The sequence below is a fragment of the Janthinobacterium sp. GW821-FHT03C08 genome, assembly GCF_059420905.1.
Window position 1 is genome coordinate 162597 of record NZ_JBWKUP010000002.1, and the last position, 12403, is coordinate 174999.

A 12403-nucleotide genomic window follows, 5' to 3' on the forward strand; every position below is an offset into this window, starting at 1 on the left:
AGTCTACGCGAGTTTCAAGGCAGCAACTATCGGCGCATGGTCCGACAGTTTTGCCCACAAGGTGCCATGCATCACTTGCGCACCTTCCACGTGGAAACCGCGCACATAGATGCGGTCCAGGCGGAACCACGGCAAGGCGGCGGGAAAGGTGCGCGCCGGCACGGGCACGGGGGTTTTCGTCTGGCGCCGCGCCAGGGTGCGCACGAGGTCGCCCAGGGCCGAGTTCGACGCGCGCTGGTCGAATACCTCGACCACCCCGAGCGCATTGCGCAGCTTGTCGCTGAGCGTATTGCGCCAGTCGTTGAAGTCGCCCGCGATGATGACGGGCTCGCCATTTGGCGCCGATTCCATGACGGCATCGATGAGGGCCTGCGTCTGGCGCCCCCGCCCCGACTCGAACAGGCCCAGGTGCACCACGTAGCAATGCACGTCGGCCTGCGGCGTCCTGAGCACGCAATGCAGGATGCCGCGTTGCTCATACGCATGGTCGGAGACGTCGTGGTTGGTTTGCGAGGCGATGGGGAACTTGCTCAGCAGGGCATTGCCATGGTGGCCATGGTCATACACGGCATTCATGCCGTAGGCGGAATGGTGTTCGGCGCCGGCAAAGAATTCATGCTGCGACGCTTCCGGCCAATGCTTGTGGCCGTTTTTCTCGGCACCATAGCGGGCCGCATTGCGGTCATGCTTGCCCTGCACCTCTTGCAGGAAGACGACATCGGCATGGAACAGGGCGATCGCCTGCTTCAATGCGTGGACTCTGGGCAAGCCCCGCACGGAGGAGACGCCCTTGTGTATATTATAAGTTGCTACGCGGATTTTCATGCATTGATTCTACTCCCAGACGGGCCCCGCGCGGCGCCGGCGTAGGTGCGCGTGCGCACCCAAGTCCCACTTTATCTGCCTGCCATCGCCAGCAGCAAACTATCGATGGCGCTGATGCTGCCCACCACCATGCCGATCACCCACAGGCCTTTCACCAGCCTGGGGGCGCTGCTCCAGCTGAAGGCGCCCCGCCCGCCGGCAAAGCAGCGGGGGTGCAGGAGAAATCCCAGCATCAGCAAGGGCAAACCGGCCTGTGGCAGGCGGACATGCGGCTGATCGGAAAAACACACGGCGTACAAGGCGCCAAAAATCCAGGACAGGAAGATGGCGCCCAAGAGACGCTGCTGAAAAGAAAGTTGAGGCCAGTTCAGCATGCAAACCTTTCGTCATCAAGTGAAATTACTATTAAAGCAATAATACCATATGACAATAGTTTATAGAGCCTCAGGCCAGCATGCGTCCCACGCCCGCCGTCACGCTGACGAGCAAGGCCGTAATGCCGGCCGCCCAGACGATCTTGACCAGCAGGGGCGCGCCGCGCCAGGCCACCGTGCGCTTGCCCGGGGCAAAGGCGCCCGGGTGCAGCAGCCAGCCGATCGCCATCAACGGCATGCCGATGGGCGGCGTGCGGCCAGGCACGGTGGAACTAAACAGCAGGAAAATAAGGCACAGGCAGAAAACGATGCCCACGGTACCCAGCAGTTTTTGCTGCGTAGTCAAATGAATCCAGTTCAACATAAAGACTTTCTCGGTGGGTCAGGCAGGCCGCGCCAGGCCCGTCATGGCCGGCAGCTGCAAAATGGCTTCCGCATTGGAAGAGGAAAAACACCGGTCGGCCGCCGCCAGGTACGGCAGCCAGGCGTACTGCAGATGCTCGCGGGGACTCAGGGTAATGGCGACATCGCGCGGCACCTGCACGCTGAAGACGTGCTCCGTGTTGCGCGTCACGCCGGGCGCGTAGCGGTGGCGCCAGATGGGGTAGATCTCGTACTCGTTCGCCAGGTGCCAGTCGCGCAGCACGATGCGTTCGCCATCGGCAACGATACCGGTTTCCTCGCACAGCTCGCGCGCGGCCGTCTGCAACAGCGGCTCGTCGACGGCGTCGACGGAACCGGTCACCGATTGCCAGAAGCCGGGCTGGCCCGCGCGCTCGATCAGCAGGACGTCGAGTTCGGCCGTATGAATGACGACCAGCACGGAAACGGGAATTTTATGGGTCATATCAACAATGAAAAAGGCGCCTCGTCAGCGCCTCTTTTTGCATAGCATGATCAAACAGCGGCCGCCGCAGCGGCCGCCTGATGCATTACGCTACTTTTGGCTCGGCGCCGCGCAAACGGATGTGCAGTTCGCGCAGTTGCTTCTCGTCCACTTCCGACGGCGCCTGGGTCAGCAGGCACTGGGCGCGCTGGGTTTTCGGGAAGGCGATCACGTCGCGGATCGAATCGGAACCCGTCATCATGGTCACGATACGGTCCAGGCCGAATGCCAGGCCGCCATGCGGCGGCGCGCCGTATTGCAGGGCGTCGAGCAGGAAGCCGAACTTCAGCTGCGCTTCTTCCGCGTCGATCTTCAGTGCACGGAAGACCTTGCTTTGCACTTCTTCGCGGTGGATGCGGATAGAGCCGCCACCCAGTTCCCAGCCGTTCAGGACCATGTCGTAGGCCTTGGCGATGCAGGCGCCCGGATTGCTTTCCAGCATGTCTTCATGGCCGTCTTTCGGCGCCGTGAACGGATGGTGGGTTGCCGTCCAGCGGTCCGCTTCTTCGTCATGCTCGAACATCGGGAAGTCGACCACCCACAATGGCTTCCACACGTCCTCGAACAGGCCCGATTTCTTGCCGAAATCGCTGTGGCCGATCTTCACACGCAGCGCGCCGATGGCGTCGTTGACCACCTTGGCCTTGTCGGCGCCGAAGAAGATCAGGTCGCCGTCTTGCGCGTTGGTCAGTTCCACGATCTGTGCCAATGCCGCATCGTGCAGGTTCTTCACGATCGGCGATTGCAGGCCGTCGCGGCCCTTGGCTTTTTCATTGACCTTGATGTAAGCGAGGCCCTTGGCGCCGTAAATGGCGACAAATTGCGTGTAGGCATCGATTTCCGAGCGTGGCATGGCGCCGCCGCCAGGTACCAGCAAGCCGACGACGCGGCCGTTCGGCATGTTGGCCGCGCCCGAGAAGACCTTGAAGTCCACATCTTTCATGACATCGGTCAAGTCCGTGAAGGCCAACTTGACGCGCATGTCAGGCTTGTCGGAACCGTACAGGCCCATGGCCGTGGCGAAATCCATCACCGGGAACGGATTCGGCAGGTCGATGTTCAGGGTGTTCTTGAAGACGACGCGTATCATGTCCTCGAACAGGTCGCGGATTTCCTGTTCCGTCAGGAACGAAGTTTCGCAGTCGATCTGCGTGAATTCCGGCTGGCGGTCAGCGCGCAAGTCTTCGTCGCGGAAGCACTTGGTGATCTGGTAGTAGCGGTCGAAGTTGGCGACCATCAACAGTTGCTTGAACAACTGTGGCGACTGTGGCAAGGCGAAGAAGTTGCCGGCGTTCACACGCGATGGCACCAGATAATCGCGCGCGCCTTCTGGCGTGGACTTGGTCAGCATCGGCGTTTCGATGTCGATGAAACCCAGCGCATCGAGGTACTTGCGCACTTCCATCGTCACCTTGTAGCGCAGGCGCAGGTTGTTCTGCATTTGCGGGCGGCGCAGGTCCAGCACGCGGTGCGTCAGACGCGTCGTTTCCGACAGGTTGTCGTCGTCCAGTTGGAACGGCACGGGCACGGAGGCGTTCAGCACTTCCATCTCGGCGCAGACGACTTCGATCTTGCCCGAATTCAAGTTGGTGTTGATGGTGCCTTCCGTGCGCGCGGTCACGACGCCCGTCACGCGCAGGCAGAATTCGTTGCGCACGGCTTCGGCGACCTTGAACATCTCCGCCTGTTCCGGGTTGCAGACGATTTGCACCAGGCCTTCACGGTCGCGCAAGTCGATGAAAATGAGGCTGCCGTGGTCGCGGCGGCGGTGTACCCAGCCGCACAGGCTGACGGTTTGGCCCAGCATGGCTTCAGTGACGAGGCCGCAATATTGAGTACGCATAGACATAAAATTCTCAGTTCAGGTTAGTGAGTGTTCAATCCGGCCACGTCCCCGCGGGACGCCTGCCTTTATTCTTTGGCTGCCGGTCCCGGGACCGGGGCCGTTACAGCAACAACTTCCGCAGGCGCCACCACGCCCATCGAGACGATATATTTGAGCGCTGCATCGACGCTCATGTCGAGTTCGACCACATCGCTGCGCTTCATCATCAGGAAAAAGCCTGATGTCGGGTTGGGCGTCGTCGGCACGTACACGCTGACATAGTCGCCCACCAGGTGGTTTGCCGCATCGCCGCCGGGCACGCCGGTAAGGAAGGCGATGGTCCAGGAGTTCTGGTGCGGATACGGCACCAGCACTGCCTTGCGGAAAGCATTGCCCGACGAGGAAAACAAGGTATCCGACACTTGCTTGACGCTCGAATACAGGGAATTGACGATGGGTATGCGCTGCAGCAACTTTTCCCACAGCTTCACCACGTAATTGCCGACGAGGTTATTCGTCAACAAGCCCGTCAGGAACACGATGACTATCGTCAGTATCGTCCCCAGGCCAGGAATGTCAAAGCCGAACAGCGAATTCGGACGGAAACGTTCCGGCACCAGCAGCAGCGACTGGTCCAGGGTGCCGATCACCAGATTGAGTACCCAGACGGTAATGGCCAGCGGGACTAGAATCAGCAATCCGGTAATAAAGTATTTACGCATCGGTTTCTCGATAATGGAATGGGTCGGCGCACAGCGCGTTTCAGTCCGCTTTCGGCGCAGCGGCGGCAGGCGCGGGCGCCGGTGCCGCGGCGGCCGGTGCGCTGTCGGCCGGGGCGGCAGGTTTGGCACTATCGGCCGGGCCCGTCGGAATGGCCGTGGTGGGCGCCGTGCCGCCGCGGAAATCAGTCGCGTACCAGCCCGTGCCCTTCAATTGGAAACCGGCTGCCGTCAATTGTTTCTTGAAACTGGGCTTGCCGCACGACAGGCACACCGTCAGTACTGGATCGGAGATCTTTTGCAAGACATCCTTGGCAAAACCACACTCGTCACAACGGTAAGCGTAAATCGGCATCTCTACTCCGAGAAAATCATCAAAAACCCTGAATTATAAAGCTTTTCCATCATCCTTTACGGAAATTGCCCGCTCTCCGGGCCTGCCAGCTTCAGTCCGCCCTGCGACGCCAGCTCATCCAGCGTTCCCTGCCCGCGAAGACGGCAATGGAATCACTAACGGCCTCGTCGGCCAGGCAGTCGAAATGCGGCGCCAGCAATTCCTGCAGTGCCTCCCGCGAAATGCCGAACGGCGGCCCCTTGGCATTGTCGTCAAAGAAAAAGTAGCCGGCCAGCATGGCGCCCGGCGCCAGCAGCTGGGCCCAGCGGGCCGCCACCTGCGGCCACATGGCGCGCGGCATGGCGCACAGGAAGGCCCGCTCATAGATCAGGTCCAGCGGCGCCTCGGGCTGCCAGGCAAAGAAATCGGCCTCCTTCACCTGCACTGCCCGCTCGCCCAGTTGCCCGCGCGCGGCGGCCACGGCGGCCGGCGAAAAATCGATGGCCGTGGCGTCCCAGCCGTGGTCCAGCATGAACACCAGCTCATGGGCGGCGCCGCAGCCGGGAATCAGACAGCGTAGCGGCGCCGGGCTGCCAGCCACGAAGCTGCGCAGGCGCGCCGGCACGCCGCCCTGGTCCCAGGGCGTAAATTGCTTTTCGAAACGCTCGTCCCAGAAGGCGGGCGAGAGCGGATCGCGGGTCTGGAAGTCAGCCATCACTTACGTCCTCAGCGAGTTAAAACGGCAATTGGTGCCAGCGCATGAACACTTGCAAGCCCAGCGCGCCGAGCGCGAAGGCGCCCACGAAGTACACGATGAAGCTCAGCAAACGATTCGTCTGGCGTTGCTCCGCAAGCAATACCTTCATCAGTTCCACGTCGTTTTCGCGCGGTTCGCCATGCACCGTCAAGGCCTGGTGCAGCAAGCGCGGCAGTTGCGGGAAGATGTGCGCATAGCGGGGCGCCTCGGCGCGCAGGCGCTCCATGAAGCCTTGCGGACCCACCTGGTTGCTCATCCACTTTTCCAGGTAGGGCTTGGCCGTCTGCCACAGGTCCAGCTCCGGATCCAGCTGGCGGCCCAGGCCTTCGATATTGAGCAGGGTCTTTTGCAGCAGCACCAGCTGCGGCTGCACTTCCACGTTGAAGCGGCGCGAGGTCTGGAACAGCCGCAGCAGGACTTGCCCAAAAGAAATATCCTTCAGCGGGCGGTCGAAGATGGGTTCGCAGCAGGCGCGCACGGCCGCTTCCAGCTCGTCGACGCGCGTGTCCTTCGGTGCCCAGCCCGATTCGATATGCGCCTCGGCCACGCGCTTGTAGTCGCGGCGGAAGAAGGCGAGGAAGTTCTGCGACAGGTAATCCTTGTCGTAGTCGTTCAACGTTCCCACGATGCCGAAGTCGAGGGCGATGTAGCGGCCGAATGACTCGGGCGCGATGGAGACGAGAATATTCCCCGGATGCATATCCGCGTGGAAAAAGCCGTCACGGAACACTTGCGTGAAGAAAATTTCCACGCCATCGCTGGACAATTTGCGCAAATCCACGCCGGCCGCCACCAGGCGGTCGATCTGCGACACGGGAATACCATACATGCGTTCCATCACGATGACGCTGCTGGAACAGTAATCCCAGTGCATCTCGGGCACCAGCAGCAGGTCCGAATTGGCGAAGTTGCGGCGCAGCTGGCTGGCGTTGGCCGCCTCGCGCATCAGGTCCAGCTCGTCGTGCAGGTATTTGTCGAACTCGCCCACCACCTCTTTCGGCTTCAACCGCTTGCTGTCGGCCCACAGGCGGCTGATCCAGCCGGCCGCGATATGCATCAGGGCCACGTCTTCGTCGATGAGCTTTTTCATGCCTGGACGCAAGACCTTCACGGCCACTTCGCGGCCGTCTTTCAGGGTGGCGAAGTGCACCTGGGCAATCGAGGCAGACGCCACCGGCTCGCGCTCGAAACGGGCAAACAGCTGGTCCGGGTGCGCGCCCAGGGACTTGGTGATCTGTGCGATGGCCAGGTCGGAATCGAAGGGCGGCACGCGGTCTTGCAGGCGCGCCAGTTCTTCGGCGATGTCAGGTGGCATCAGGTCGCGCCGCGTCGACAGCACCTGGCCGAACTTGACGAAGATCGGCCCCAGCTCTTCGAGCGCCAGGCGCAGGCGCAAGCCCCGTGGCGACGACAGGTCGCGCCAGAAAATCAGGGTGTCGATCAGCTTGGCGGTGCGGGGAACTTGCAGACCAGAAATCGCTATCTCATCCAGACCGTACTTGATGGAAACACGGATGATCTTAAACAGGCGCAGGAATTTCAATATCATGTAGACAAATCCGGTAAGGAGGACTGCGGCTGGAGGGCGGCGGCCGCCTTTTCCAGCCGGGCGAGGCGCTTGGCCAGGCGTTCGACGTCATCGCGCACGCGCGTCACGCCGGTGGAATACTCTTGCAAGGTGGTGGGACGGATCAGCATGGGTTGTTCGTCCAGGAAATACTCGGCCACGTTTTCCGCCAGCTTTTGCTGGCCCGTGCGCACGAAGGCGACAGCGTCCTTCGTACCGGCGACGAGGCGCGTGGCAAGGATGGGACCGAGTACCTTTTCCAGGTCATGCTCCGCTTCCCAGCGCAGGCCCTTGCTCAATTGCGAAATCGCATTGGCAAATTCCGCATCGCCTTCGATCTTGACGTAGGAAAACGCCCGCTCGCGGTTTTGCAGGATCAGCGGCAGGTCGGACAATTTCACGCGGATGGTGACGTTGGCCGGCACGTCCGCCGGCGCCCCCTCCAGCATGCCGGCGCTGTCGACGCGCAGGCGCAAGGCCACGGCCCCCGTGTCGATGCAGGCCAGCTTGCCCGCGTGCACGGCCAATTGCTGGCGCGCCCACGGCTCCTGCGCCAGCAGATGGTTGATGGTCGCGATGACGGGCGTCATCAGGGTGAGATCGGAAAGTGGTGCCATCTATATACTGCGCGCCGCGCGCGCCCCCAAAAAGAAAAAACCGCCCGTATGACAACGCGGGCGGTTTCGATCTTACCAGTTCAGCAGGAAAACTCCCTCAAGCACCACGAATTGACTGCGGGCTTAAGCTGCCACTCAGGAAACTATTATCATCAACCCAACTGTTGAATACCGGCCAAGACCCAGCCGCTATTGCCGCTGACGGGTTTCGACATATTCCACACTTCGGCGAACGGTTCCGCTGCCGCGCCCGGCGCCGAACGGATCATGCCCGTAAATTTCACGCTGGCCAAGTAATCGTTGACGCTCGTCTCGATGCCCAGCAGTTCGGCGTCGATGGTGACGACGTCCGTAAAGTCCGGCTGCGCGCCCCGTTCCTGGATCTGCATGCGCAGTTCCGCATACACTTCCGGCGACGTGAATTCGCGGATGTCGTTGATGTCCGCCTTGTCCCAGGCCGCTTGCAGGCGAATGAAATTGCTTTTCGCGTGGCGCAGGAAGGCTTCCTTGTCGAAGTCGGCAGGCACGCCCCATGGCGCGGCAGCCGGTGCCGGGACCGGGACCGGCTTGTCCAGGCCGACGCCGGACGAAACGGGCTGCAGCGGCGGCAGCGGCGGGATGGCCGAACCGATGTCGGGCACGTTACCGGCAGGTGCCGGCTGGTTGCCGCCAAAACCGGCGAACGGCGCATTGCCGCTGGTATTGCTGTCGCGCTTGCCGCGCACCATGCGGTAAATGAAGAAGGCCACGCCCGCCAGCAGGGCCACCATCAGCAGGGTGCTGATCATGCTGGCCAGGGCGCCGCCCAGGCCGAAGTGCGACAGCAGGGCGCCCAGGCCCAGGCCCAGCAAGGCGCCGCCCAGCAAGCCCTTCCAGCGACTCGGTGCCTTGGCGGCCGGTGCCGGTGCGGGGGCAGGAGCCGGTTGCGCCTGGCGCGGCGCGGCAGCCGGCGCCGGGGTTGGTGCCGGTGCAGGCGCCTGGCGGCCCACGTTTTGCGACTGGCGTCCAAACGAACGGCCACCGCCCATGGGACGGGCCAGCGCCTCGCCCAGCATGGATACCGTGGTCGCGGCCAGCATCATGCCGACCAAAAATTTCTTCAATTTCATTTCATCTCCTAGATTCACCGGCAAGGCGACATTACATCTTGATGCCGGTATGCAAAGCGGCAATTCCAGCCGTCAAATTGTAGTACTGCACGCGTTCCAGGCCCGCCGTTTCCATCATGGTTTTCAAGGTTTCCTGGTCCGGATGCATGCGGATCGATTCTGCCAGGTAACGGTAGCTTTCCGCGTCGCCGGCGATTTTCTGTCCGAACCACGGCAAGACCGAGAACGAATACAGGTCGTACGGCTTTTGCAACGGCGCGGCCACCTTGGAAAACTCCAGCACCAGCAGCTTGCCACCCGGTTTCAGCACGCGGCGCATTTCCGCCAGCGCCACATCCTTGTGCGTCATGTTGCGCAGGCCAAAGGCCACGCTGACACGGTCAAAATAGTTGTCGGGGAATGGCAGTTTCTCCGCATCACACAACAAGGTGGGGGTGAGGAGGCCGCGATTCAAGAGGCGGTCGCGGCCCACGCGCAACATCGATTCATTGATATCGGTCAACCAGACTTCGCCCGTAGGACCCGCCTGCTTGGCAAACGCCTTCGACAGGTCGCCCGTGCCGCCGGCGATGTCGAGCACCTTGAAGCCGGGGCGCACGCCCGCGTTGGCAATGGTGAACGTCTTCCACAGACGGTGCAGCCCGCCCGACATCAAGTCGTTCATCACGTCGTATTTGGCAGCGACGGAATGGAACACCTTGGCGACTTCGCGCACTTTGTCGTCTTCTGCAACTGTTTTGTATCCGAAATGGGTCGTATTGGTCATGGTAGGCAGTCTGTTTGAACTTGCATGCATTATACAAGCGGCAGGCGCATTTCCCCCTGACGCCGGAGAAGGTATTGCCTTTCGACCGCATTCGGCGCCAGGGACGCGGCTTGCACGTAGGCCTTGCGCGCCGCCGTCCGGTCGCCCAGGCGGCGCAGCAGGTCGGCCCGGGCCGCATGCAGATAATGCGACCGGGCCAGGCTGGGCACGGCTTCCAGGCGATCCAGCCACGCCAGGCCGTGCCCGGCACCATGCGCCATGGCGCAGGCGATCACGGCATTGAGCAAGATCAAGGGTTCCGGCTTGTGCCGCAGCAAGGCGCCATACAGCACGTGGATCTGGCGCCAGTGCGTCTGGTCCGCCGTGACCGCCCTGGCATGCAAGGCGGCAATAGCGGCCTGCAACTGGTACGGCCCGGGCGCACGCGCGCCCAGCGCCCGTTCCAGCAGGGACAGGCCTTCAGCAATCAGGTCGCCCTGCCACAGGCGGCGGTCCTGCTCTTCCAGGGTCAGCAAGTGACCTTCCGGCGACAGCCGGGCCGCGTCGCGCGACGCCTGCAACAACAGCAAGGCCAGCAAGCCCTGCACTTCCGCCTGGCCCGGCAGCAGGCTGTCCAGCAGCCGCCCCAGGCGCAGCGCTTCCGCGCACAGGTCCGCGCGCAGCAGGCTATCACCGCCGCTGGCGCAATATCCCTCGCTGAACACCAGGTAGATGACATGCAGCACTTGCGCCAGGCGTGGCTGCAATTCTTGCTCCGCTGGCAACTCGAACGGGATGCGCGCTGCGGCGATCTTGCGTTTGGCGCGCAACAAGCGCTGCGACAGGGCCGCTTCCGGCACGCCAAAGGCGCGCGCGACCTCGCCCGTGGACAGGCCACACAGGGTGCGCAAGGCCAGCGCCACCTGCGCCTCGGGCGCCAGCGCGGGATGGCAGCAGATGAACAGCAGGCGCAAGCGGTCATCTTCGATGGCTTGCGTTTCCTCAAGCATGGCCGCCGGCAGGCGCGCCAGCACGGCATCGGCATCGCCGACGCTCCTGCCCGCCCGGCGCACGTGATCGAGGCCCGCATTGCGCGCCACGGCACTGAGCCAGGCGGCGGGATTGTCGGGAATGCCTGTGCGCGGCCAGCATTCCAGTGCCTTGCGGCACGCTTCCTGCAGCACGTCTTCCGCCAGGCCCAGGTCGCCAAAGCGCCGCATCAGGCCCGCCAGCACCCTGCCCTTTTCCTGGCGAAAGACGTGCTCGACAGCCGTAACGGCGTCGCCGGCCATGCTCAAGCCGTGACGGGCCGCACTTCGATGGTGCCCAGGGACGCCGCCGGACAACGCCCGGCCCAGGCCAGCGCCTCGTCCAGGTTCGGGCAATCGAGCAAGTAATAGCCGCCCAGCTGCTCCTTGGTTTCCGCGAACGGCCCGTCCGTGATGACGGGCTTGCCATTGCGCACGCGCACGCAGGTGGCGCTGCCCACGGGCGCCAGCTCGGCGCCGCCGCGCAGCACGCCGGCCGCCTCCAGCGCCTGCGTATAGCTGGCAAAGTCGGCCATCAGGCTGGCCATCTGTCCTTCCGGCATGGTGGCATAGCGGGATTCATCGGCGTAGATCAGGATCAGGTATTCCATGGTCTCTTCTCCAAAAGAAAAATGCCCGCAAGCGCGGGCATTCATACGACGAATGGATATGCGGCAATCCGACAAGCTTACCGCATTATTTTTTCCCCTTAGTGCTTGTGCCCGCAACTGGGGCCGTGAACATGACCGCCGGAAGATTGCCTGACCGTCATGTCGGCCTTGGCGTCGCGGCCGCTGTCGCCCGGGTAGCCGGCCGCCGCCAGCTGGTCCAGATAAGCTTGCCACAGGGTCGCTTGCTCCGCGCCCAGCTTGTACAGATAGGCCCAGGTGTACAGGCCGGAATTGTGGCCATCGCTGAAGGTGGGCTGCACGGCGTAGTTGCCGACGGGCTCGATGCCCGTGATGCCTACCAGGCGCTTTCCTAACTGCAATGTTTCCTGGCCCTTGCCATGGCCCTGCACTTCGGCCGACGGCGAATACACGCGCAGGTATTCGAACGGCAACGCAAATTCACGGCCATCATCGAAAACCACGTCGAGCACGCGCGACTGGTTGTGCACGGTCAAGCCGGTGGGTTGGGGTGTTGCTGCTTTTTCAGTCATGACAATACTTTATGCGGATAAACGTTGAATGATGGCAGTGCGCAAGGCGGGCAACAGGGCGCGGCGCGCGGCCAGCACCTCGGGCGCCGTCTCGCGCTGCACGACTGCCCAGCTGGGGTTCGGGAAATGCGCATCGTCGCGGTAGCGGGGAATCACGTGCCAGTGCACATGCGGCGTCATGTTGCCGAAACTGGCCACGTTGACCTTTTCCGGCTGCATCACTTCGCGCACGGCCAGCTCGACTTGCCATACGACTTCCATGACATAGTTGCGCTCGCCTGGCGTCAAGTCCGTCATTTCCTTCACGTGCTTGTTCCAGATCACGCGGCAAAAGCCGGGGTAGCTTGGGTCGTCGACGGCCACGACGGACAAGCGCTCGCTGCGCCACAGCAAGGTTTCCAGACCCTGCTTGTGGGCGTAGCCGTCCAGCAACTGACACAGATCGCAAGGCATGG

Annotated in this window: 16 protein-coding genes; all 16 read right to left on the bottom strand. The window is 62.6% G+C overall.

Annotated elements, in window-relative coordinates:
- Positions 1-3 precede the first annotated feature (3 nt).
- A complete protein-coding gene (locus tag AC07VL_RS03115; protein ID WP_494804582.1) occupies positions 4-825 on the bottom strand; it encodes an endonuclease/exonuclease/phosphatase family protein in 822 nt (273 codons plus the stop codon).
- Positions 826-896: 71 nt separating this feature from the next.
- Positions 897-1160: a hypothetical protein gene (locus tag AC07VL_RS03120; RefSeq protein WP_494804583.1), complete on the bottom strand. Its 264-nt coding sequence runs from the start codon at positions 1158-1160 to the stop codon at positions 897-899.
- Positions 1161-1269: 109 nt separating this feature from the next.
- Positions 1270-1545, bottom strand: a complete 276-nt coding sequence (locus tag AC07VL_RS03125) for a hypothetical protein (RefSeq protein ID WP_494804584.1) — start codon at positions 1543-1545, stop codon at positions 1270-1272.
- A 36-nt stretch (positions 1546-1581) separates the two neighbouring features.
- Positions 1582-2046, bottom strand: coding sequence for a dihydroneopterin triphosphate diphosphatase (gene nudB / locus AC07VL_RS03130; RefSeq protein WP_494804585.1), 465 nt, complete (start codon positions 2044-2046; stop codon positions 1582-1584).
- Positions 2047-2131: 85 nt separating this feature from the next.
- Positions 2132-3934, bottom strand: coding sequence for an aspartate--tRNA ligase (aspS, locus tag AC07VL_RS03135; protein ID WP_494804586.1), 1803 nt, complete (start codon positions 3932-3934; stop codon positions 2132-2134).
- A 62-nt stretch (positions 3935-3996) separates the two neighbouring features.
- Positions 3997-4632 (bottom strand): DUF502 domain-containing protein, encoded by a 636-nt coding sequence (locus AC07VL_RS03140; protein ID WP_494804587.1) that lies wholly within the window; start codon positions 4630-4632, stop codon positions 3997-3999.
- Positions 4633-4672: 40 nt separating this feature from the next.
- Positions 4673-4984, bottom strand: a complete 312-nt coding sequence (locus tag AC07VL_RS03145; protein WP_290602880.1) for an FmdB family zinc ribbon protein — start codon at positions 4982-4984, stop codon at positions 4673-4675.
- Positions 4985-5075: 91 nt separating this feature from the next.
- Complete coding sequence (locus AC07VL_RS03150) at positions 5076-5678, bottom strand: methyltransferase (RefSeq protein ID WP_494804588.1); 603 nt, start codon at positions 5676-5678, stop codon at positions 5076-5078.
- 19 nt (positions 5679-5697) lie between these two features.
- Positions 5698-7269, bottom strand: a complete 1572-nt coding sequence (gene ubiB, locus AC07VL_RS03155) for a ubiquinone biosynthesis regulatory protein kinase UbiB (RefSeq protein ID WP_494804589.1) — start codon at positions 7267-7269, stop codon at positions 5698-5700.
- Positions 7266-7904 carry a ubiquinone biosynthesis accessory factor UbiJ gene (locus AC07VL_RS03160; protein WP_494804590.1) on the bottom strand — a complete coding sequence of 213 codons (639 nt, stop codon included), beginning with the start codon at positions 7902-7904 and terminating at the stop codon, positions 7266-7268. The genes ubiB and AC07VL_RS03160 overlap by 4 nt, the downstream gene beginning before the upstream one ends.
- Positions 7905-8056: 152 nt before the next feature.
- Positions 8057-9013, bottom strand: coding sequence for a Tim44 domain-containing protein (locus tag AC07VL_RS03165; RefSeq protein WP_494804591.1), 957 nt, complete (start codon positions 9011-9013; stop codon positions 8057-8059).
- A 31-nt stretch (positions 9014-9044) separates the two neighbouring features.
- On the bottom strand, positions 9045-9779 hold the full coding sequence (ubiE, locus tag AC07VL_RS03170) for a bifunctional demethylmenaquinone methyltransferase/2-methoxy-6-polyprenyl-1,4-benzoquinol methylase UbiE (RefSeq protein ID WP_034753359.1): 735 nt from the start codon (positions 9777-9779) through the stop codon (positions 9045-9047).
- 29 nt (positions 9780-9808) lie between these two features.
- Positions 9809-11050: an RNA polymerase sigma factor gene (locus AC07VL_RS03175; RefSeq protein WP_494804592.1), complete on the bottom strand. Its 1242-nt coding sequence runs from the start codon at positions 11048-11050 to the stop codon at positions 9809-9811.
- 2 nt (positions 11051-11052) lie between these two features.
- Complete coding sequence (locus AC07VL_RS03180; RefSeq protein WP_494804593.1) at positions 11053-11397, bottom strand: YciI family protein; 345 nt, start codon at positions 11395-11397, stop codon at positions 11053-11055.
- Positions 11398-11495: 98 nt separating this feature from the next.
- Positions 11496-11948: a gamma-butyrobetaine hydroxylase family protein gene (locus tag AC07VL_RS03185; protein WP_494804594.1), complete on the bottom strand. Its 453-nt coding sequence runs from the start codon at positions 11946-11948 to the stop codon at positions 11496-11498.
- Positions 11949-11957: 9 nt separating this feature from the next.
- Positions 11958-12401: an HIT family protein gene (locus AC07VL_RS03190; RefSeq protein WP_494804595.1), complete on the bottom strand. Its 444-nt coding sequence runs from the start codon at positions 12399-12401 to the stop codon at positions 11958-11960.
- Between the last annotated feature and the right edge of the window lie 2 nt (positions 12402-12403).